This window comes from Roseateles agri, assembly GCF_034043675.1.
Taxonomy (GTDB): domain Bacteria; phylum Pseudomonadota; class Gammaproteobacteria; order Burkholderiales; family Burkholderiaceae_C; genus KK5.
The window spans coordinates 330,937-350,798 of record NZ_JAXCLA010000007.1 but is presented as its reverse complement, the minus strand read 5'-3'; the positions used below and the strand labels follow the sequence as shown (position 1 = coordinate 350,798).

Annotated in this window: 17 protein-coding genes; 8 read left to right on the top strand and 9 right to left on the bottom strand. The window is 68.1% G+C overall.

The genetic code is table 11. From position 1 onward, the window contains the following. Position 1: 1 nt before the first annotated feature. Entirely contained in the window at positions 2–664 is a 663-nt protein-coding gene (locus SNE35_RS21965) for a TetR/AcrR family transcriptional regulator (RefSeq protein ID WP_320425151.1), read from the bottom strand. Between the two features lie 122 nt (positions 665–786). Here SNE35_RS21965 and SNE35_RS21960 point away from each other — a divergent pair, with 122 nt between their 5' ends. From SNE35_RS21960 to SNE35_RS21950, 3 genes are read left to right on the top strand one after another with little or no spacing between them, the layout of a single operon-like run. After that, complete coding sequence (locus tag SNE35_RS21960) at positions 787–1,914, top strand: HlyD family secretion protein (protein WP_320425150.1); 1,128 nt, start codon at positions 787–789, stop codon at positions 1,912–1,914. A 20-nt stretch (positions 1,915–1,934) separates the two neighbouring features. After that, the gene (locus tag SNE35_RS21955; RefSeq protein WP_320425149.1) at positions 1,935–3,533 is read left to right on the top strand and encodes a DHA2 family efflux MFS transporter permease subunit; all 1,599 of its coding nucleotides are present in this window, start codon (positions 1,935–1,937) and stop codon (positions 3,531–3,533) included. Between the two features lie 15 nt (positions 3,534–3,548). After that, entirely contained in the window at positions 3,549–4,988 is a 1,440-nt protein-coding gene (locus tag SNE35_RS21950; protein WP_320425148.1) for an efflux transporter outer membrane subunit, read from the top strand. On the opposite strand, the gene SNE35_RS21945 is transcribed toward SNE35_RS21950, so the two are convergent. Continuing rightward, the gene (locus SNE35_RS21945; RefSeq protein ID WP_320425147.1) at positions 4,921–6,201 is read right to left on the bottom strand and encodes an MFS transporter; all 1,281 of its coding nucleotides are present in this window, start codon (positions 6,199–6,201) and stop codon (positions 4,921–4,923) included. The genes SNE35_RS21950 and SNE35_RS21945 overlap by 68 nt on opposite strands. A gap of 76 nt (positions 6,202–6,277) precedes the next feature. Here SNE35_RS21945 and SNE35_RS21940 point away from each other — a divergent pair, with 76 nt between their 5' ends. Beyond that, positions 6,278–7,567 carry a Xaa-Pro dipeptidase gene (locus tag SNE35_RS21940; protein WP_320425146.1) on the top strand — a complete coding sequence of 430 codons (1,290 nt, stop codon included), beginning with the start codon at positions 6,278–6,280 and terminating at the stop codon, positions 7,565–7,567. 1 nt (position 7,568) lies between these two features. After that, complete coding sequence (locus tag SNE35_RS21935; protein ID WP_320425145.1) at positions 7,569–8,576, top strand: alpha/beta fold hydrolase; 1,008 nt, start codon at positions 7,569–7,571, stop codon at positions 8,574–8,576. Between the two features lie 9 nt (positions 8,577–8,585). Here the strand turns inward: SNE35_RS21935 and SNE35_RS21930 are convergent, their stop codons facing one another. The 5 genes from SNE35_RS21930 to SNE35_RS21910 form a co-directional block, all read right to left on the bottom strand. Beyond that, the gene (locus SNE35_RS21930) at positions 8,586–9,881 is read right to left on the bottom strand and encodes an ABC transporter ATP-binding protein (protein WP_320425144.1); all 1,296 of its coding nucleotides are present in this window, start codon (positions 9,879–9,881) and stop codon (positions 8,586–8,588) included. A 16-nt stretch (positions 9,882–9,897) separates the two neighbouring features. Further along, positions 9,898–11,625 carry an ABC transporter permease gene (locus tag SNE35_RS21925; protein WP_320425143.1) on the bottom strand — a complete coding sequence of 576 codons (1,728 nt, stop codon included), beginning with the start codon at positions 11,623–11,625 and terminating at the stop codon, positions 9,898–9,900. Between the two features lie 90 nt (positions 11,626–11,715). After that, a complete protein-coding gene (locus SNE35_RS21920) occupies positions 11,716–12,918 on the bottom strand; it encodes a hypothetical protein (RefSeq protein ID WP_320425142.1) in 1,203 nt (400 codons plus the stop codon). 8 nt (positions 12,919–12,926) lie between these two features. Next, positions 12,927–13,778 carry a LytR/AlgR family response regulator transcription factor gene (locus SNE35_RS21915; protein ID WP_320425141.1) on the bottom strand — a complete coding sequence of 284 codons (852 nt, stop codon included), beginning with the start codon at positions 13,776–13,778 and terminating at the stop codon, positions 12,927–12,929. Beyond that, complete coding sequence (locus SNE35_RS21910; RefSeq protein ID WP_320425140.1) at positions 13,775–14,800, bottom strand: sensor histidine kinase; 1,026 nt, start codon at positions 14,798–14,800, stop codon at positions 13,775–13,777. The genes SNE35_RS21915 and SNE35_RS21910 overlap by 4 nt, the downstream gene beginning before the upstream one ends. 50 nt (positions 14,801–14,850) lie before the next feature. Here SNE35_RS21910 and argH point away from each other — a divergent pair, with 50 nt between their 5' ends. Continuing rightward, complete coding sequence (gene argH, locus SNE35_RS21905; protein WP_320425139.1) at positions 14,851–16,257, top strand: argininosuccinate lyase; 1,407 nt, start codon at positions 14,851–14,853, stop codon at positions 16,255–16,257. 41 nt (positions 16,258–16,298) lie between these two features. On the opposite strand, the gene SNE35_RS21900 is transcribed toward argH, so the two are convergent. Together SNE35_RS21900 and SNE35_RS21895 are read right to left on the bottom strand one after the other, a co-directional pair. Then, entirely contained in the window at positions 16,299–16,946 is a 648-nt protein-coding gene (locus SNE35_RS21900) for a PEP-CTERM sorting domain-containing protein (protein WP_320425138.1), read from the bottom strand. Between the two features lie 131 nt (positions 16,947–17,077). Further along, on the bottom strand, positions 17,078–17,281 hold the full coding sequence (locus SNE35_RS21895) for an oxidoreductase-like domain-containing protein (RefSeq protein WP_320425137.1): 204 nt from the start codon (positions 17,279–17,281) through the stop codon (positions 17,078–17,080). Positions 17,282–17,651: 370 nt separating this feature from the next. Here SNE35_RS21895 and SNE35_RS21890 point away from each other — a divergent pair, with 370 nt between their 5' ends. Beyond that, positions 17,652–18,833, top strand: a complete 1,182-nt coding sequence (locus SNE35_RS21890) for a DNA polymerase Y family protein (protein WP_320425311.1) — start codon at positions 17,652–17,654, stop codon at positions 18,831–18,833. A gap of 29 nt (positions 18,834–18,862) precedes the next feature. Continuing rightward, positions 18,863–19,786 (top strand): LysR substrate-binding domain-containing protein, encoded by a 924-nt coding sequence (locus SNE35_RS21885; RefSeq protein ID WP_320425136.1) that lies wholly within the window; start codon positions 18,863–18,865, stop codon positions 19,784–19,786. The last annotated feature ends 76 nt before the right edge of the window (positions 19,787–19,862 follow it).

The window sequence follows — 19,862 nt, the reverse complement described above, 5'->3', positions numbered from 1 at the left end:
CTCAGCGCAGCACTGCCTTGTAGAACAGGTCGAGCCGCTGCGCGAGCTCCTTCGCGCGCTGCTCCGGCGACGGCAGCGCCGGGCGCAGCAGCATCAGTGTCAATTGGTCGCCGAGGATGCAGTTGATCAGGAAGACCGGCAGCAGCTCATGCGCCACGTCTTCGCGCAGTTGCGCGCGGACGTCGGGCCGGTCCAGGTAGGCGGCGATCGTCGCGCGGGTCCGGTTCGGGCCCTGCTCGAAGAAGGTCCGCACGAATTCGGGGTTGGTGCAGGACTCGGCAGCCAGCATGCGCTGCAGCGCCAGCGCCTCCTCGGAACAGATCAGCTCATAGAAGCGCGCGGAGAAATCGCCGATCACTTCCTGCAAGGGCCGCGGATCCTGCGCCAGATCGAGGCCGCTGAAGTACTTCTCGCGCTTGGCCAATAGCAGCGCGCTGAGCAGGCCCGGCTTGCCGCCGAACTTCACGTAGATCGTGCGCACCGCCACGCGCGCCTCGCGGGCGATCATCTCCAGGCTGACCTTGCTGTAGCCCTTTTCCAGGAACAGCTTGCCGGCGATGCGGGCCAGTTCGTCCGCGCGGGCCTCGACCTCGTCCGCGCGCGGGCGGCCGGCCGTCTTGCGCACGGGCTTCTTCTTCGACGATGCAGTGGTAGTGGTGACCATGGCCCATGACTTTAATTCACTCTTTAATGAAATGACATGATTTCATTTCTTGACTTGCGGAGCCTGCCCGCAAATAATGCGCCGATCGAATTTCATTTCCCCCTCTTCCAGGAAGCAGCGCCATGCAAAACCAAAGCGCCAAGACCGAAGCCGCTACCGCCGCCGCCGTTCCTCCGGCTCCCGCGGCCCCGGCGGCCACTCCTCCTGCGCCGAACAAGGCGCGCGTCTTCGTCATCCTTGGCGTGCTGATCGTGGCCGGCCTTGCCGTCGGCGGCCGCATGTACTGGCGCGCGACGAACTTCGTCGAGACCGAGAACGCCTACATCACTGGCCACGTGCACCCGATCTCGGCGCGCATCTCCGGCGTGGTGACGAAGGTCGCAGTCGATGACAACCAGTGGGTCAAGGAGGGCGACGTGATCGCCGAGCTCGACCCCGCCGACCAGCGCGTCAAGCTGGAGCAGATCCACGCGCAGATCGCGCAGGTCGAGCAGCAGGTGATCCAGGCCGACGCGCAGACCGCGCAGGCCCGTGCCTCGGCCAGCGCCGCGCAGGCGCAGGTCGTGCAGGCTCAGGCCCAGGCCCAGCGCACCCGCCAGGACGCTGAGCGCTACGGCCAGCTCTACAACTCGCAGATGAAGGCCGTCGCCAAGTCCGAGCTGGACGCCGCCGTTGCCGCGCGCGCCAGCGCCGCGGCCGATGTCGTCGCGAAGACGGATGCCGTCAAGGCCGCGCAGGCCCAGATCGGCGCCTCGCAATCGGCCCGCGAGGTGCTGAAGGCGCAGATCAAGGTGCTGCAGGCGCAGGCCAAGGATGCCGAGCAGCAGCTCTCGTACAACAAGATCTTCGCGCCGGTGGCCGGCCGCCTGGGCAAGCGCAGCGTCGAGGTCGGTGCGCGCGTGCAGCCGGGCCAGCAGCTCGCCGCCATCGTCGAGGACAAGGTCTGGGTCAACGCCAACTTCAAGGAAACGCAGCTGGCCGGCCTGAAGCCCGGACAGGAAGTCGACGTGACGATCGACGCACTGCCCGGCGAGCACCTGAAGACCAAGCTGGACAGCTTCTCCCCAGCCTCCGGCAACCAGTTCGCGCTGCTGCCCGCCGACAACGCCACCGGCAACTTCACGAAGATCGTCCAGCGCGTGCCGGTCAAGCTGACCTTCTCCGACGCCGATCTGAAGCGCCTCGCCGGTCGCCTCGCCCCGGGCATGTCGGCCATCGTCGAAGTCGACCTCCGTCAATCGAAGAACTGATCGCCGGGAGCGCGAGCATCATGGCCTCCTCCTCTTCCGCCGCACTGGCGCCGATGCTGGCCGCGCACGACGCCAAGGTCGATGCGCGCACCTGGTTCGCCGTCGCTGCCGGCCTGCTCGGCGCCTTCATGGCGGTGCTGGACATCCAGATCACCAACTCCTCGCTGAAGGACATCCTCGGCACCCTGTCGGCCACGCAGGAGGAAGGCTCCTGGATCTCCACCGCCTACCTGTGCGCCGAGATCGTCGTGATCCCGCTGACGGGCCTGCTGGCCCGCGTGTTCGGCCTGCGCGCCTACATGATCTCGACGACGGCGCTGTTCCTCGTATGCTCCACGCTCTGCGGCGCGGCCTGGAACCTGCCCAGCATGATCGTGTTCCGGATGATGCAGGGCTTCACCGGCGGCGCGCTGATCCCGATGGCGATGACGCTGGTGATGGCCAAGCTGCCGCCGAGCAAGCGCGCCACCGGCATGGCCCTGTTCGGCCTCACCGCCACGATGGCGCCCACGCTGGGCCCGACCCTGGGCGGCTACCTGTCCGAGCTCTACGGCTGGCCGTCGATCTTCTACATCAACTGGGTGCCCGGCCTGCTGCTGATCGCCGGCATCGCCTACGGCCTGGACAAGGACCGCCGCAACTGGGCGCTGCTCGCCAACGCCGACTGGCTCGGCATCGCCTTCATGGCGATGGGTCTAGGCAGCCTGACGATCTTCCTGGAAGAAGGCAACTCGAAGGACTGGTTCGACTCGAACTTCATCCGCCTGTTCGCCACGCTGGCCATCGTCGGCCTGGTCGGCTGGATTGCGATCAGCGCGCTGCGCAAGGAGCCCTTCGTCAACCTGCGCCTGTACCTGCGCCGCAACTTCTTCGTGGCCGCCACCCTGGCCGCGGTGACGGGCATGGCGCTGTACGGCTCGTCCTTCCTGCTGCCGCTGTACCTGGGCCAGATCGCCAACTACACGCCGATGCAGATCGGCGAGGTGATCATGTGGGCCGGCCTGCCGCAGCTGTTCATCATGCCCTTCGTGGCGCGGCTCTCATCCAAGATCGACAACCGCATCATGTGCACGATCGGCCTGCTGCTGTTCGGCATCTCCTGCCTGATGAACGGCTACATGGACGCCTCCTACGGCTACGACGAGCTGCTGTGGTCGCAGGTGGTGCGGGCGCTGGGCCAGCCCTTCATCATGCTGACCCTGTCGAACTTCGCGATGAACGGCATCGCGCCGCAGGACACGCCCTCGGCCTCCAGCCTGTTCAACATGACCCGCAACCTCGGCGGCTCGATCGGCATCGCCATGCTCGCCACGATGCTGACCAACCGCCAGCACTTCCACTCGGAGCGTGTCGGCGAGGCGGTGAGCCTGCTCTCCGACGCCACGCAGTCGCGGCTGGACCAGATGACGCAAGGCTTCATCGCCGCGGGCATCGACCCCGCCACGGCCGGCAGCCAGGCGATCGCGGCCATCGACCGCATCGTCCGCCGCGAGTCCTACGTGATGGCCTACAACGACGGCTTCCTGATGATGGCCGGCGTGCTGTTCGCCTGCATCGTCGTGCTGTGGTTCGCCGACAAGACCAAGTCGCCCTCGGGCGGCGGCGCTGGTGCGCACTAAGAAGGATCCAAGATCATGAACAAGATTTCTGTCACCACGGCCGCGATCGCGCTGCTGCTGTCCGGCTGCGCCGCCGTCGGCCCCGACTTCAAGGCACCCGCTACCGATGTCGCCACATCGGCAAGCTACCGCCATGCACCGGCCGCGGGCGAAGCGACCGCTCTCTCCGCCACTTGGTGGACCGTCTTCCAGGACACGACGCTGGACGCGCTGGAGCAGCAGGCGCTGGCCAAGAACCCGAACGTCGAGGCCGCCTACCAGCGCCTCGAAGAAGCCCGTGCGCAGCTCGGCGTCGCGCGCTCGGACGAGGGCCTGAAGGCCGGCGTCAGCACCTCGGCGGCCTACCAGCGCACGTCCGAGAACACCTCGCAGGCCATCATGCTGGGCCGCCACGCGATCAAGGGCATGAACTACACGGCCGGCGCCTCGCTGTCCTATGAAGTGGACATCTGGGGCCGCGTGCGCCGCGCCGTCGAATCGGCCGATGCGCAAGCGCTCGCCGCGCAGGACGACCGCGACGGCGTGCTGCTGATGCTGTCCGGCCAGGTTGCCGGCACCTACTGGCAACTGCGCGGGCTGGACGCCGACATCGCCGTGCTGGAGCAGGCACTGGCCACGCGGCGCGAATCGGAGCAGCTGATCGGCGCCCGCTTCGACAACGGCCTGTCGAACGAGCTGGACCTGAGCCGCGCCCGCGTCGAGCGCGCCAATGCCGAGTCGGACCTGCAGGACGCGCGCCGCCAGCGCCTGGCACTGGAGCATGGCCTGGCCGTGCTGCTGGGCGCCTCGCCGAGCACGCCGGTGCTGCCTGTGTCGAACGCCGCGCTGCCGTTGCCGCCCGCCATTCCGGTCGGCCTGCCCGCAAGCCTGCTCGGCCAACGGCCGGACCTGGCCGGCAGCGTCGCCACATTGCGCGCGCTGAATGCGCAGGTCGGCGTGGCGCAGAGCGCGTTCTATCCGTCCGTGAGCCTCACCGGCAACTTCGGCTACGCCTCGCAGGAGCTGAACGAGCTGGCCCAGGGCGGCTCGCGCCAGTTCAGTGTCGGCCCGCTGGCGCTCTCGCTGCCGATCTTCGACGGCGGCCGCAACCAGGCGAACCTGGACGCAGCAAAGGCCCGCTATGCGCAGGCCGTAGCCAACCATGAGGGCAAGCTGCTGACGGCGCTGCGTGAAGTGGAAGACGCGCTGTCGGACGTTCAGCAGCGCCAGCTGCAGGCCGATGCGCAAGCGCAAGCGCAGACCGCCGCGGCGCGCGCCTACGAGGTGGCGCAGGCGCGCTACGACCGTGGCGTGTCCAGCTACCTCGACGTCACCGACGCCCAGCGCAGCCACCTCGCGGCCGACCGCGCCGCGGCGCAGATCCGCACGCAGCGGCTGCTGGCCGCCGTCACGCTGGCGCGTTCGCTGGGCGGTGGCTGGTCGGCGCCAGTTCCTGGTCCCGTCGCCCAGCGCTGAACCACAGCAGCAGCGCGCAGACGGCGCCGATGACGCTGGCTCCGCCGAAGAACAGCATCATCGCGTCGTAGCCGGCAGGGTTCTGCGCGCTCGCGCCAGCCCGGTCGTTGAGCCAGCCCGCCACCAGGTTGGCGCCGGCGATGCCTGCGTTCTGCGCCACCCACATCAGGCCGATGCCGGTGCCGAAGCGCGTGGGCCCGAGCAGCCGGCTGGTCAGCGGCCACATCACCGCGGGCACCAGCGAGAAGCTGACGCCGATCAGCGCCGTGCCGATCCACAGGTTCGCGTGGGGCCAGGTCATCGTCCACAGCGCCAGCGGCAGCAGCAGCGCGCCGAAGGCCAGGAAGGGCGCATAACGGCCCACCCGGTCGCACAGCCAGCCAAAGGCCGGCGTGGCGAACACGGCGGCGAGGAAGACGTAGCTGTTCATCTCGCCGGCCGTGCCCAGGTCCAGCCCATGCACGTGCTGGAAGTACTTGATCGAGAAGGTGCTGCGGAAGGCCAGGATCACCGAGTACCACAGCACGCACAGCGCCAGCAGATACCAGTAGGCCTTGCGGAAGTGCAGCAGATCGCGGAACACGAACTTCTCGGCCACCGGCTTTGGCGGCGCGCTGGCCGTGCGCCGGCGGTCGATCAGGCCGTAGACCAGCGAGGCCGCCAGCGAGGTGGCGCCGAATGCGGCCGCGATCAGCAGCGGCTGCTGCCAGCCGCTGGCATAGGCGGTGGCGAACCAGTTCGGCGACATGTCGGCCGAATAGGAACCGAGCCGGCCGATCGACAGGCCCAGGCCCATCGCGAAGGCGAGCGTGCCCGCGCCGAAGTAGTCGGCGATGGCCGCCAGGGTCGCGATGTTGAAGGTCTCCGCGCCGATACCGAACAGCAGCCGGCCGGCCGCCATGCCGGCGAAGTTCGGGCTCAGCGCCGTCAGCAGCGCGCCCGCGAAGCAGATCGCCGCGGTGATCATCGTCATGCGCGCCGCGCCGAAGCGGTCCACCAGCACGCCGCCGACGAGGATCAGCACGATATTGGGCAGGCTGTAGATCGCGTTCAGCAGGCCGATCTGCGTGTCGGCGAAGCCGCGCTGTTGCTGCAGCAGATCAGCCACCGGGCCGATGCTGTCGTAGACGTAGAAGTTGCCGTACAGCGCCGCGGCGATCAGCGCGCAGACGAGCCAGGCCATCGCCCGGCTCGGCGTCCCGTCGGTGTTCATGAATGGAGTCCTCGTTCCCCGTGAAGCGGCGCAGTCTAGCCTGCGGCACCTGACTCCACGGTTAGCATCCGCCCTCATGCGCCTCGCCCAAACCTCCCTCGCCCTCCTGATCCTGGCCCTCGCTTCCGCAGCCCAGGCCGACACCGTCGTCGTCACCGCCGAGCGCCTGCTCGACGTGCAGGCCGGCCGCTATGTCGACAAGCCGCAGATCACGATCGTCGATGGCCGCATCAGCGCCGTTGGCCGACAGGGTGAGGGTAAGGGCGATGCCGTCGCCACCGGCGCCCGGCGTGTCGACCTGCCCGGCCTCACGTTGCTGCCGGGCCTGATCGACATGCATGTCCACCTGACCGGCGATCCGCGCTACGGCGGCTACCGCGGCCTGGAGTTCACCGACAACTTCTGGACCGTCGTCGGCGTGGCCAACGCGAAGAAGACGCTGGAGGCGGGCTTCACCACCGTGCGCAACGTCGGCTCGTCGGACTACGCGGACGTGGCGCTGAAGCAAGGTGTCGAGGAAGGCTTCATCCCCGGCCCGCGCATCGTGCCGGCCACCTACCCGATCGGCGCCACCGGCGGCCATTGCGACACCACCGAGTTCCCGCCCTCGGTCAACGTGCCCGCGCCCAACGTCGCCGACGGCCCGCAGGCTATCCGCGCCACCGTGCGCAAGCTGCGCAAGTACGGCGCCGAGGTGATCAAGTTCTGCGGCACCGGCGGCGTGCTGTCCAAGACCGACTCGGTCGGCGCGCAGCAGTACTCGCTGGAGGAGATGAAGGCACTGGTCGACGAGGCGCACATGCTGGGCCTGAAGGTGGCCGTCCACGCGCACGGCACCAGCGGCATCAAGGACGCGATCCGCGCCGGCGCCGACACCATCGAGCACGCCAGCCTCGCCGACGCCGAGGCCTTCGAGCTCGCCAAGCAGCACGGCACCTGGTTCTCGATGGACATCTACAACGACGACTACATCCTCGCCGAGGGCGAGAAGAACGGCCTCTTCAAGGAATCGCTGGACAAGGAACGAGCGATCGGCCTGAAGCAGCGGCAGACCTTCCAGGCCGCGGTGAAGGCCGGCGTCAAGATGATCTTCGGCACCGACGGCGGCGTGTATCCGAATGGTTACAACGCCCGCCAGTTCGCCACCATGGTCCAGTGGGGCATGACGCCGCTGCAGGCGATCCAGGCCGCCACCGTCAACGCCGCCGAAGCGCTGGCCCGGCCCGGCGACGTCGGCGCCGTTGCCGCTGGCCGCTACGGCGACCTGGTCGGCGTGGAGGGCGATCCGCTGGCCGACGTGAAGCTGCTGCAGTCGATCAGCTTCGTGATGAAGGGTGGTGAGGTGGTGAAGACCCCGGCTCGCTGACATGTTGAAAAGTCTGCGCAGGAACTTCTCCGCCGCCCTGCTCACCCTTGTCTCCTTGACCTGCAGCGCGGAGCCCGTCGACGAGGCCGGCTACGTCACGATCGGCGGCATCCGGCAATGGGTGACGATCGAGGGGCAGGACAGTGCCAACCCAGTCGTCCTGATCGTCCACGGCGGCCCCGGCAACCCGAACACGCCATTCGCGCACAAGCTGTTCGGCAACTGGTCGAAGGACTTCACCGTCGTTCAATGGGACCAGCGCGGATCGGGCAAGACCTATGCCGCGAGCAAGCCCGCCGAAGGCGAGGTACTGACGATGGAGCGCCTGAGCCAGGACGGCAACGAGGTCGCCCGCTATGCGATGCGGCGGCTGGGCAAGCGCAAGCTCATCCTGATGGGCGGCTCCTGGGGATCCGCGCTGGCCGTGAACATGGCGATGGCCGCGCCGGAGCTGTTCGATGCCTATGTGGGCACGGCGCAGTTGGTGAACTACCAGGCCGACATGGCGGCCAGCTATCGGAAGACGCTCGCCCTGGCCAAGGCGGCCGACGACGCGGAGCCACTGGCGAAGCTGGAAAAGCTGGGCCCTCCGCCCTGGACGGATCCGCGCGCCTTCGGCGTGCTCCGCCGCATCACGCGCAAGTACGAAGCCCTGCGCAGCGACGCGCCGCCCAAGGGCTGGTTCGCCTTCGGCCCCGGCTACGACACGCCGGACTACGAAGCCGCCTACGAGGCCGGTGAGGACTATTCCTTCCTCAACTTCGTCGGCCTGGCAGGCGACGGCATGGGGCCGAAGATCGATCTGAGAAAGCTGGGCGTCCGCTTTTCGATGCCGGTCTACATGCTGCAAGGCGAAGAAGACCTGGTGACGCCGCCGGAAATCAGCCGCGCCTATTTCGATGAGCTGGTCGCGCCGAAGAAGGAGTTCATCCCGCTGCAGCGCACCGGCCATGATCCGAACCGCTCGATGATCGACGCGCAGTTCGCCGTCCTGCTTCGGCTGCGGTAGACCGCCCGCTCAGGCCACGTCCTCTTCCGGCAGATGGATCATGCCGGTGTTGAAGTCGTACTCGAACACTTCGCCATAGCGCGCCCATTCGATCGCCACCTTCAGCACGCGCTCGGCCTCCTGGCCGTCCATGCTTTCGCTGAGCAGGCGCAGGAAAGGCTCTTCCTTCAACTGGCCGCTGCCCTCCTGCTCCAGGCTGTGGCGCACGTAGGCGATCAGCGGGACGTGGCTCAGCAGTTGCTGGCCGAAGATCTGGCGGCGGAACTCGTGCTCGCCCTCGACGTAGCGCTGGCCCAGGCCGGTGATCACCAGGTCGCCGTGCTCCAGCTTGGCCAGACCCAGGCGGTGCAGCGCGTCGGACAGGGGCAGCAGTTCCTCGTCGGTGAGCTCGCTCTCGTCGGCGATCTTCGGCAGGTCGGCGTGGCCTTCGAAGTCGGAGAGCAGCAGCTCCAGCAGCGATTCCATGCTGTTGACGTCGGCCTCGGGCAGGCGGTCGCTGAGGTGCGGGCGGGCGGGCTCGGCACTGCCGGCCACCGCGTGCGGCTTGGCGGTCATCAGGCTGTAGACCTCGTCGATCAGCGCGCGCACCTCCAGGCTGTCGGGGTCGCGCGGGCGCGGCAGGTTGATCGCCAGCTCGGAGCGCACGCGGCCCGGGTTGCTGGAGAAGATCAGCACGCGGTCGGCCATCATCACGGCCTCCTCGATGTTGTGCGAGACGACCAGCATCGCCTTGGTCGGCATCTCGCCGCTGCCCCACAGTTCCAGGATCTCGTTGCGCAGGCGCTCGCCGGTCAGCACGTCCAGCGCGGAAAAGGCCTCGTCCATCAGCAGCACGGCCGGCTCGGTCACCAGCGCCCGCGCCAGGCCCACGCGCTGGCGCATGCCGCCCGACAGTTCGCGCGGCAACGCGCCTTCGAAGCCGGCCAGGCCGATCATCTCGATCGCCGCCTCGGCCCGGCGCTCGCGCTCGGCCGAATCCACGCCGCGCGCCTCCAGGCCCAGTTCGACGTTCTTCTGCACCGTCAGCCACGGGAACAGCGCGAAGGACTGGAACACCATCGCGATGCCCGCGGCCGGGCCGAACAGCGGCTGGCCGCGGTAGCGCACGTCGCCGCCGTCGGCCGGGATCAGGCCGGCCATGATGCGCAGCAGCGTGCTCTTGCCGGAGCCGGACTGGCCCAGCAGCGCAACGATCTCGCCTTCCTTCAGCGTGAAGTCCACCTGCTCCAGCACCGAGCGGGGCGTGCCGTCCGAGGCCTTGAAGCTCTTGGCGACGTTCTTCAGTTCGACCAATGCGGTAGTCATCGTCGTTCTCTCAATTTCAGAAGTGCATGCGGCTCTCGGCCAGGCGGTAAAGGCGGCGCCACAGCAGGTGGTTCATCGCCATCACGAAGATGCACATCACGCCGATGCCCAGCGCCAGGCGCGGGAAGTCGCCAGCATCGGTCATCTGCTTGATGTAGCTGCCCAGGCCGTGGGCATGCAAGGTGGTGTTGCCCCACTGGACGTACTCGGCCACGATGCTGGCGTTCCACGATCCGCCGCTGGCCGTAATGGCGCCGGTGACGAAGCTCGGGAAGATGGCCGGCAGGATGTAGCGGCGCCACTTGAGCCAGCCGGTGAGGCCGAGGTTCTGCGCGGCGAAGCGCAGCTCCGACGGAATCGTCGACGCGCCGGCGATCACGTTGAACAGCAGGTACCACTGCGTGCCCAGCACGATCAGCGGCGAGAGCCAGATGTCCGGGTTCAGGTCCCAGTAGACGATGAACATCACCGCCAGCGGGAACACCAGGTTGGCCGGGAAGGCCGCCAGGAACTGCGCCAGCGCCTGCACCTTGTTCGACCAGCGCGGGTTCATGCCCAGCCACACGCCCACCGGCACCCAGACCAGCGAGGACACAAAGATCAGCACCATCACCCGCGTCAAGGTCAGCAGGCCCAGGCCGACGACGTGCGCCGCCTCGCTCCAGCCCACTTCCTCGTGGATGAAGATCACCAGGCGCACCGCCGCGTACAGCAGGCCGGCCATCAGCAGCGCATCCCAGGCGCGGCCCCACAGCGGGTTGGGCGGCGTGGCGCGGGCGCGGATCGAGGTGCCGTCGTAGTCGCGGCGGAACCAGCGCAGACTGCGGTTGAGCAGCAGGTTGGGCCAGTTGCCGATGCGCTGCAGCAGCTCGGTGCGCAGCAGCCAGGTCAGCAGCCACGAGGTCGGCGCGTTCTCGCCGCCGGATTCCTCGAAGCGGAACTTGTCGGCCCAGGCGATCAGTGGGCGGAAGAAGAGCTGGTCGTACGCGATGATGCCTGCCAGCATCGTGAAGATGGCCCAGACAATCGCGTGCATGTCGCGCGCCTCGATCGCGGTGGCGATGTAGGAGCCCATGCCGGGCAGCTTGATGTCCTGGTTCGCCACCGAGATCGCCTCGGACGCGACGACGAAGAACCAGCCGCCGGACATGCTCATCATCATGTTCCACAGCAGGCCCGGCATCGCGAACGGCAGTTCCAGCCGCCAGAAGGTCTGCCAGCCCGAGAGCTGGAACACGCGCGAGGCCTCCTTCAGCTCCTGCGGTACCGTGCGCAGCGACTGGTACAGCGAGAAGGCCATGTTCCAGGCCTGCGAGGTGAAGATCGCGAAGATCGCCGCCAGCTCGACGCCGAACAGATTGCCTGGGAACAGCGCGATGAACGGCGCCACCGCGATCGCCTGGAAGCCGAGGATGGGGATGGACTGCAGGATGTCCAGCAGCGGCACCAGCACCTTCTCCAGCGCCCGCACCTTGGCCGCCAGCGCCGCGAACACGCAGGCGAAGATCAAGGAGGCGCCCAACGCGATGAACATGCGCAGCGTGGTGCGCAGCATGTAGTAGGGCAGCACCTCGGGCTCGAGGCTGATCGGCAGCGTCTCGCCGAGGTGGAAGGGCCGCGCCATCTGCGAGGCAGCCAGCGCCATCAAGGTGAAGCCGGCCAGCACGATCGGCAGCAGCACCCAGTCCCAGCGGTTGCCGCTGGCCTCGACCACCTGGCGGGGAAAAAATCGCTTGTCTTTCATCGGGGCGTCGTCAGGCTGGCGAGTCGGGAGGAGGCAACCTGCAATGGTAGCGGCCAACGCTGACCACGCCTTGACCCGGGTGTGACGGTTTCATGACTTACCCTTGCCGATACGCAGGCGGTGGCGCCGCTGGAGGGCCGGCCATTCGCCCACTTGGGCCGTCTCGGTGAGGCGATCGCCTATCGTGCGCAACGCCGCGCAGGCTCCCGGGCGTTCCATCGAGACCGTGTAGTCGTCGGCGTCCTTCAGTTGGGCCTCCCGAATCGCCTGACGCGTCACTGGAATTCGCGCGGCCGGCAGACCCATGCGCTCGGCTAGGCCCGCGCCGATCGTCAGATCCAGCACGGTGTTTGAGCGCTGCGTCAGCAGATCGGCCAGTTGCTCGCATTGCTGGCGCCGGTTGGCATTCTGGAGCTCCTGCGCGCTGCAGGCCTTCGTGCTGGGCGCCATAGCCGTGACACCGAGCAAGGCGGCCTCACGCCCGATCACATCCATCAGCAAGAGCATGCGGCCACCTTCCGGCGTGTCGGCAGGCAGCACCGCGGCGACCTGCCCGGCCAGCCAGGCCCAGTTCGAGTCGTGGACCTGCGCTTGGCCGGCATGATGCAACGCGTCGACAACCCCGGCCTGATCGCCCGCCGCCTGCGCCTTGTTCAGGCTCGCGAGCCAGGGTGCTGCGTTCTCGGGCTGCAGTTGCTGCCAGCGCTCCAGGGTCAGCGCGTCGCAGCTTGGCGAGGCGGTCGCCAATTCCCGTTCGACTGCCGCCATCATTTCCTCCGCGTTACCAGCCGACGCAGCGTTGCGGAACACCACAGCCGCGCCGCGGCTCTGACAGGCTCGCCAGGCGATGCCATAGGCTTGCCCGTCCTCCGTCCTGCGCGCGATCTCGGCGCCGGCCGCAACGTCACCGCGCAGTAACGCCGCAGCAAGCCGCGGCCGGTCTCCCGCGCTCGCCCCCAGCGTGTCGATGACGTACTGCCGCAAGTCCTCGGTCTGCGTCTCCAGATAGGTTTGAATGCGGCTGCCGGGCACAAGGAACATTTCCAGCGCCTGCTCAGCCAGCCTGGGCTGGCGGCAGATCTCCATGGCCGGGTCCACATGGCGGAGATATGCCGGTACGTCGTGGGCCTGCGGGGGTGCACTCGTCTTCGTCGAAAGCTCTTCCACCTTGGGCGCCGAGGCCGCCACAACGGCCGGTGGCACCGGTGGTACGGCTGCCGGCGGCGACGCCAGCCACCACACGAGCGCCAACGCAATCGCGAGCGCGACGGCCAATAGGACTGCGATGCGCACTACCGCTCTCAGGGCTTGCCGCCCCCTTGCGCCAGCGCCTCACGGACAGCTGCCACCTGCCGCCGCGACACGGTCAGCCACTCGTTGACATGGGCGATCCGCACCGCCCAGCCCTCGGCCGCCTCGCCAGCACTGCCGTCGCCGCCATCGAGCTCACCGAAATCGGTCGGCGCATGTCGCTGCAGTTCGCGCACCGCCGACTTGGCGACCAGCGCATTGCGGTGCACGCGCAGGAAGCGATCGCCCAGGCGCTGTTCCAGATCGGACAGGCTGCCGTCCATCACGAGGCTCTGCTGCGCGGTGCGCAGGGTCAGGTATTTCAGCTCGGCCTTGAAGTACAGCACCTCGACGACCGGCACGCGCAGCAACCGGCCACGGTCGCTGACGACGACCACGTCGGCGCCGCCGTCGGCAGCTTCCGGGCTGTCCTGGCGCTGCTGGGCCTGCGCTGCGGCGCGCTCAGACAGGCGCTGCGCCACCCGCGCCAGTGCCGCCTGCAGGCGTTCGCGGCGCACCGGCTTGGTCAGGTAGTCGATCGCGTCGAGCTCGAAGGCGCGCAGCGCGTGCTCGGCGTGGGCGGTGACGAAGACGATCGCCGGCGCGCCGGCGGCGCTGCGTTCGCGCAAGGTGTCGGCCAGGTGGAGCCCGTCCGGTCCCGGCATCTGCACGTCCAGCAGTACGAGGTCGCAGGCGTGTTCGCGCAGCCAGGCCTGGGCCTGCGAGACGGCGGCCGCCTCGGCGACGACCTCGGCGCGCGGGTCGACGCAGGCCTCCAGCAGGCTGCGCAGGCGCAAGCGGGCCAGCGGCTCGTCGTCGACCAGCAGGACCTTGATGGCGGGCTTCGCGGCAATGGAATTCATCGAGGTACAACGATGCGGACAGAGAAGCGCTGCGGCTCGGGGCTCAGCTCGAAACGGGCCGCCACATCATGCATCAGCCGCAGGCGCTGGCGCACATTGCGCAGGGCGAGGCCGTGGCCGGTCTTGCGCGCGGGCTGGCCGACGCTGTTGACGACGCGGATCTCGACCTCGCTGCCCTGGCGTTCGATGGCGATGTCGATATCGCCGCCCTCGTCGTTCGGCTCGACGCCATGGCGCACGGCGTTCTCGACCAGCGGCTGCAGCAGCAGCGGCGGCACCTTGGCCTGGCCCGCTGCAGGATCGACGGACCAGCGCACGCGCAAGCGCTCCGCGAAGCGGATCTGCTCGATGTCGAGATAGCGGCGCGCGAGCTCGACCTCCTCGGCCAGCGGGACCGCGGCGCTCGCATCCGCCAGCGCCACGCGGAACAGCTCGCTCAGATCTTCAAGCACGCCCTCCGCTCGCTGCGGGTCGATCTGCACCAGCGCGATCGCGCTGTTGAGCGTGTTGAACAGGAAGTGCGGCCGGATGCGCGACTGCAGCTCCACCAACTGCGCCATCGCATCGGCTGGCCGCTGCATGCGCTCGCGCTGCTTCAGCCAGGCCAGCAGCACCGCCGCGGTGGCCGCGCCGGCGAGCGCCAGGGTGGTCCAGCGGAAGGCGCTGGTGGGGTCCTCGCTGGCCAGGTTCAACAGCGCCCAACCGCCCAGCGCGCAGGCCGCACCCAACGCCATCAGCAGGGTCCACTGCAGCGACTCGGGCAGCCGCGCCAGGCCGCGCCGCGCGGCGCACACCAGCAGCAGCCACAGCAGCAGTGCCGACATCGTGACTACCGTGCCGCTGGCCATCGCCATCATCCACGTGCCGGCATCGCGCACGGCCAGCGCGAGGCTCAAGGCAAGGATGCCGTGCAAGGCCAGCACTGCCCGCAGCACCAGCCCGACGTGGCAGACGTCGAACACGCGCACCGGGTCGAACAATGGCGCCGCGGCGTCGTCATCGAGAGGGCTGGCCGGGAGCATGAGGGTGGGTCGATAGAATCCGAGGCTGCTTCATTGTGCCCTCGCCTGCCATGTCTTCCGTCTCTGACAACCAACTCGCCAACAAGTCCCAAGCCTGGTCCGCCCTGTTCTCGGAGCCGATGAGCGATCTGGTGAAGCGCTACACCGCCAGCGTCGGCTTCGACAAGCGCCTCTGGGCCGCCGACATCGCCGGCAGCCTGGCGCACGCCGAGATGCTGCATGCCCAGGGCATCCTCGGTGCCGAGGACCTCGCAGCGATCGAGCGCGGCATGGCGCAGATCCGCAGCGAGATCGAGGCCGGCTCCTTCGAATGGAAGCTGGACCTGGAAGACGTGCACCTGAACATCGAGGCACGCCTGACCGAGCTGGTGGGCATCGCCGGCAAGCGCCTGCACACCGGCCGCAGCCGCAACGACCAGGTCGCCACCGACGTGCGCCTGTGGCTGCGCGGCGAGATCGATGAGTTGCTCGCCCTGCTGGCAGCGCTACAGTCCGCGCTGGTCGATGTGGCCGAGAAGAACGCCGAGGTCATCCTGCCTGGCTTCACCCACCTGCAGGTGGCCCAGCCGGTGGCCTTCGGCCATCACGTGCTGGCCTATGTGGAGATGTTCGCCCGCGACGCCGAGCGTTTCGCCGACGCGCGCCGGCGCGTCAACCGCCTGCCGCTGGGTGCCGCCGCGCTGGCCGGCACCAGCTATCCGCTGGACCGCGAGCGCGTCGCCAAGACGCTGGGTATGGAAGGCGTCTGCCAGAACAGCCTCGACGCGGTCAGCGATCGCGACTTCACGATCGAATTCACCGCCGCCGCCTCGCTGGTGATGGTGCACATCTCGCGCCTCAGCGAGGAGCTGATCCTGTGGATGAGCCAGAGCTTCGGCTTCATCGACATCGCCGACCGCTTCTGCACCGGCTCGTCGATCATGCCGCAGAAGAAGAACCCCGACGTGCCCGAGCTGGCACGCGGCAAGACCGGCCGCGTCGTCGGCCACCTGATGGGCCTGATCACCCTGATGAAGGGCCAGCCGCTGGCCTACAACAAGGACAACCAGGAAGACAAGGAACCGCTGTTCGACACGGTGGACACCTTGAAGGACACGCTGCGCATCTTTGCCGAAATGGCCGGCGGCATCACCGTCAAGCCCGAGGCCATGGAGCGCGCCGCGCTGAAGGGCTACGCCACCGCGACCGACCTGGCCGACTACCTCGTCAAGAAAGGCCTGGCCTTCCGCGACGCCCACGAGATCGTCGCCCATGCGGTGAAGACGGCGATCGGGTCAGGTCTTGACCTGTCGCAGCTGCCGCTGGCCGAGCTGCAGAAGTTCGACGCCCGCATCGGCGAAGACGTCTTCGCCGTGCTCTCGCTGCGCGGCTCGCTGGAAGCCCGCAACATCCTGGGCGGCACGGCGCCCGCGCAGGTGCGGGCGCAGGTGGCGAGGCATCGGGCGCGGCTGGCGTAAGAACGGCGCCCAAAGGCGCCGCTAGCTAGATCGCAGACAGCTTACTTGCGCAGGGCGCGTCGGCGTGCAAATGCCGCCGCTGCGAGGCCAAGACCGGCCAGCGCCAAGTTACTCGGCTCTGGCACGCTGTTCGAGCCAACGAGCACCCGGATTCCCGACTCGACCATCACAGCACCATCGGCGTCGAGTACTTGCAGCAGGAAGTTCGTGTCGCTCGCGCCGAATGGATCGAAGGTGAACGGTATGAAGCCCATCGTCAGGTTCCAAGACTCGGCGTAAGACGAGCCGAACGCCGCCTTCATCTGGTCGTTGGAGACGTAGTCGATCGCCGAACTCGGATCCTGATCAATACTCAGCACGACCTTGCAGCTACCGCAGCCGGTCCCTAGGTTCCAGGCGAAGTCAAAGCTCCAGTTCGCGCGGCCCAGGCCATCGGCGGCGTAGATGCCAGACGGGGCATAGAAGGTGGAGATGCCATCGTTCGGCATCGTCGCGCCGTTCTTGTAGGGGTGCGCGCCCATCGCCACCATCACGCCGGTGGCTGCGTTAGTCTGCACGTTGAACTCCACGCCGTCCAGGCCGGTACTTCCGGTCGGCGGCCACGGCGCCGTCAGCGTCGTCAAGGTGGCATTTGCAGCCAGCGGTGCTAGGGCCAGAGTGGTGAGGGCCAGGATGCGGCGAAGCTTCATGAAATTCATCTCCTCAGGTCTTCGTGATGGCAAGCACGCCAGCGTGCAAGAAGTCGCATTCTGTTGCTACTCGACAAAGAAGTGTCCCGTCCATTCAGGGGGATGGACTTGAAAAAGACACCGGTCTAGTGTCACGAAGCTAGGTTAGACCAATCCGGATGCCGCGCTCGCCAGGCCCTCAGCTTCTGGCGGTATTCATCCATCGCCAGGTCGTAGAAATCGAAGATGCAGGGATCGCAGCCATTGCCGCAGCAGGCATCGAGATCCGGTTGAGGCGGCGGGACCGGCATCGGATCCGCTTCATCGAGGGCGGATTGGGGCGACAAGGAAGACATTCGCAAAATCGATGGCAACGTGCTTGGCAAATGCGGACGCGCTCCCTATACTGTATGCATACACAGTACTTTGAGGGATCGCCATGTACTCTCGCACCTGCTACCGCCAGACCTACAGCCCCGCCCCTGCCGTCCGCGTGCCCAGGTGGCTGCGGGCCATGTGGGCCTGGTTCTGAGTCCAGACAAGGAAGGCGCGGCCGCACAGCATAACGCGCTGCCGCCGATGCCAGCGTCACAATGACGCATGCCTGCCGGGATGTTCGCTGACCCAGACCCCATGAGCGCCGAGGCGGATGCGGATGACGCCGCGTTCGAGCCCTCCGTGCCCACGGGAACCCGGTTGCCCGAACGGCTGATCGCCCATCTGGACATGGACGCGTTCTATGCGTCCGTCGAGCTTCTGCGTTATCCGGAGCTGAAGGGCCAGGCGGTCGTCGTCGGCGGCAGGCGCGATCACACGCCGCGCGATCTGCCCGATGGCACCCGACGCTACGCACGTTTGCGCGACTACACGGGCCGGGGCGTGGTCACCACCTCCTCGTACGCGGCGCGCGACCTGGGCGTGTTCTCCGCCATGGGCCTGATGAAGGCGGCGCTGCGTGCGCCGGACGCTATCCTGCTGCCGGCCGATTTCGAGGCTTACCGCCGCCATTCGCGGCTGTTCAAGGCAGCGGTTGCCGAGGTGGCGCCGGTGATCGAGGATCGCGGCATCGACGAGATCTACATCGACCTCAGCGAAGTGCCCGGCATTCGCGAGCCGGTCGGCCACGACCCGCTGGGCGGCATCCGCTCGGTGGCGCGCGAGATCAAGAACTCGGTGCTGAAGGCCACCGGCCTCACCTGCTCGATCGGCATCACGCCGAACAAGCTGCTGTCCAAGATCGCCTCCGAGCTGGACAAGCCGGACGGCATCACGATCCTGATGCCCGAGGACATCGAGACCCGCGTCTGGCCGATGTCGGTGCGCAAGATCAATGGCATCGGCCCCAAGGCCGGTGCGAAGCTGCTGGCGCTGGGCATCGAGACGATCGGCCAGCTCGCCGCGGCGTCGCCGGCGTTTCTGCTGGAACATTTCGGCAAGAGCTACGGCGCCTGGCTGCACGAAGCCTCCCACGGGCGCGACAACCGGCCCGTCGTCACCCACAGCGAGCCGGTGTCGATCAGCCGCGAAACCACCTTCGAGCACGACCTGCATGCCGTCCATGACCGCGCCGAACTCGGTGCCGTGTTCACGCGGCTGTGCGAGCAACTGGCCGGCGATCTGCAGCGCAAGGGCTACGTCGGCCGCACGGTCGGCCTGAAGCTGCGCTTCGAGGGCTTCGTCACCGTCACGCGCGACCTGACCCTGGATGCCCCGATCGACGGCGCCGCCGAGTTGCGCCATGCCGCCGGCCTGTGCCTGAAGCGCGTCGACCTCACGAAGCGGATCCGTCTGCTGGGCGTGCGCATCGGCAATCTGTCGCACCGCTCCGACGTACCGGCCGCCACCACGTCTCGCAAGACGGCACGCAGCGACGGCAAGGCCGCGGCCGAGAACCTGCCGCTGTTCTAGAGCCGCCGCGGCCCGATACAGTCGCACGGGTGAATTCCGCCCATCACCTGCTGCGCCTGCCCTCCATCGACGGCCTGCTCGCCTTCGAGGCGGTGGCCCGCCTGGGCCAGCTGGAGCGCGCCGCCGAGGAACTGCACGTCAGCGCCAGCGCTGTCAGCAAGCGCATCAGCGCGCTGGAAGAACTGCTCGGCACGCCGCTGATCGTCCGCGCGCCGGCACGGCCGCTGGCCTTGACGGTGGCGGGCAAGGAATACCTGGCCCAGGTCCGGCAGGCGCTGGCGCTGCTGTCGGCGATGCCGCTGCATCAGCGCCGCAACCAGGCCCGCCAGCGGCTGCGCATCACGACGCCGCCGACCTTCGCGCGGCAGATCCTCGTTCCAGCACTGCCGGCCTTCAACGCGCTGCATCCAGAGCTGGAACTGGAGCTGGTGCTCAGCGTGCCTTTCCTCGACGAAGGCGCGCCATCCGCCGATGTGGAGATCCGCAACGGCGCCGAGCAGGGCCCCGGCGAGGGTCAGGTCTTGATGATCGACACGGTGACGCCGATGGCCGCCCCGGCGCTGATCGAACGGCTGCCGCCGCTGAATTCGCCGGCCGCGCTGCTGCAGCATGCCCCGCTGCTGCGCACCCCGCTGGAGCCCTGGCTGGCGTGGCTGCAGGCCGCGGGCCTGGCTGACGCCACGGAACCCGATGAGGGAAACCGTTATGTGGACCTGGGCCTGGTGCTGGAGGCCGCCGTCTGCGGCCAGGGCGTCGCGCTGGCGCGGCCCAGCCTCGCCGCGCCCTATCTGCGCAGCGGCGCGTTGCGGCGTCTCTTCCCGCTGGCGGTGCGGGCCGCGGTGCAGTACACGCTGGTCCGGCACGGCGACAGCGCCGCGGCAGCGCAGTTCGCCAGCTGGCTGAGCGGGCACTGCCGCACCCTGCAGGATGAAGAATCCTCAGGCGCCGCCTGAACACAATTCCGCACGGCAGCCCGCCCGCTGCACTAGCATCCGCCAGTTCCTCGCCCGCACAACGACAAGAGCGACC

Excerpts from the sequence above, each read along its gene's own strand:
- SNE35_RS21965 (WP_320425151.1), bottom strand. The coding sequence starts at position 664 with ATGGTCACCACTACCACTGCATCGTCGAAGAAGAAGCCCGTGCGCAAG.
- SNE35_RS21960 (WP_320425150.1), top strand. The coding sequence starts at position 787 with ATGCAAAACCAAAGCGCCAAGACCGAAGCCGCTACCGCCGCCGCCGTT.
- SNE35_RS21955 (WP_320425149.1), top strand. The coding sequence starts at position 1,935 with ATGGCCTCCTCCTCTTCCGCCGCACTGGCGCCGATGCTGGCCGCGCAC.
- SNE35_RS21950 (WP_320425148.1), top strand. The coding sequence starts at position 3,549 with ATGAACAAGATTTCTGTCACCACGGCCGCGATCGCGCTGCTGCTGTCC.
- SNE35_RS21945 (WP_320425147.1), bottom strand. The coding sequence starts at position 6,201 with ATGAACACCGACGGGACGCCGAGCCGGGCGATGGCCTGGCTCGTCTGC.
- SNE35_RS21940 (WP_320425146.1), top strand. The coding sequence starts at position 6,278 with ATGCGCCTCGCCCAAACCTCCCTCGCCCTCCTGATCCTGGCCCTCGCT.
- SNE35_RS21935 (WP_320425145.1), top strand. The coding sequence starts at position 7,569 with ATGTTGAAAAGTCTGCGCAGGAACTTCTCCGCCGCCCTGCTCACCCTT.
- SNE35_RS21930 (WP_320425144.1), bottom strand. The coding sequence starts at position 9,881 with ATGACTACCGCATTGGTCGAACTGAAGAACGTCGCCAAGAGCTTCAAG.
- SNE35_RS21925 (WP_320425143.1), bottom strand. The coding sequence starts at position 11,625 with ATGAAAGACAAGCGATTTTTTCCCCGCCAGGTGGTCGAGGCCAGCGGC.
- SNE35_RS21915 (WP_320425141.1), bottom strand. The coding sequence starts at position 13,778 with ATGAATTCCATTGCCGCGAAGCCCGCCATCAAGGTCCTGCTGGTCGAC.
- SNE35_RS21910 (WP_320425140.1), bottom strand. The coding sequence starts at position 14,800 with ATGCTCCCGGCCAGCCCTCTCGATGACGACGCCGCGGCGCCATTGTTC.
- argH (WP_320425139.1), top strand. The coding sequence starts at position 14,851 with ATGTCTTCCGTCTCTGACAACCAACTCGCCAACAAGTCCCAAGCCTGG.
- SNE35_RS21900 (WP_320425138.1), bottom strand. The coding sequence starts at position 16,946 with ATGAAGCTTCGCCGCATCCTGGCCCTCACCACTCTGGCCCTAGCACCG.
- SNE35_RS21895 (WP_320425137.1), bottom strand. The coding sequence starts at position 17,281 with ATGTCTTCCTTGTCGCCCCAATCCGCCCTCGATGAAGCGGATCCGATG.
- SNE35_RS21890 (WP_320425311.1), top strand. The coding sequence starts at position 17,652 with ATGGACGCGTTCTATGCGTCCGTCGAGCTTCTGCGTTATCCGGAGCTG.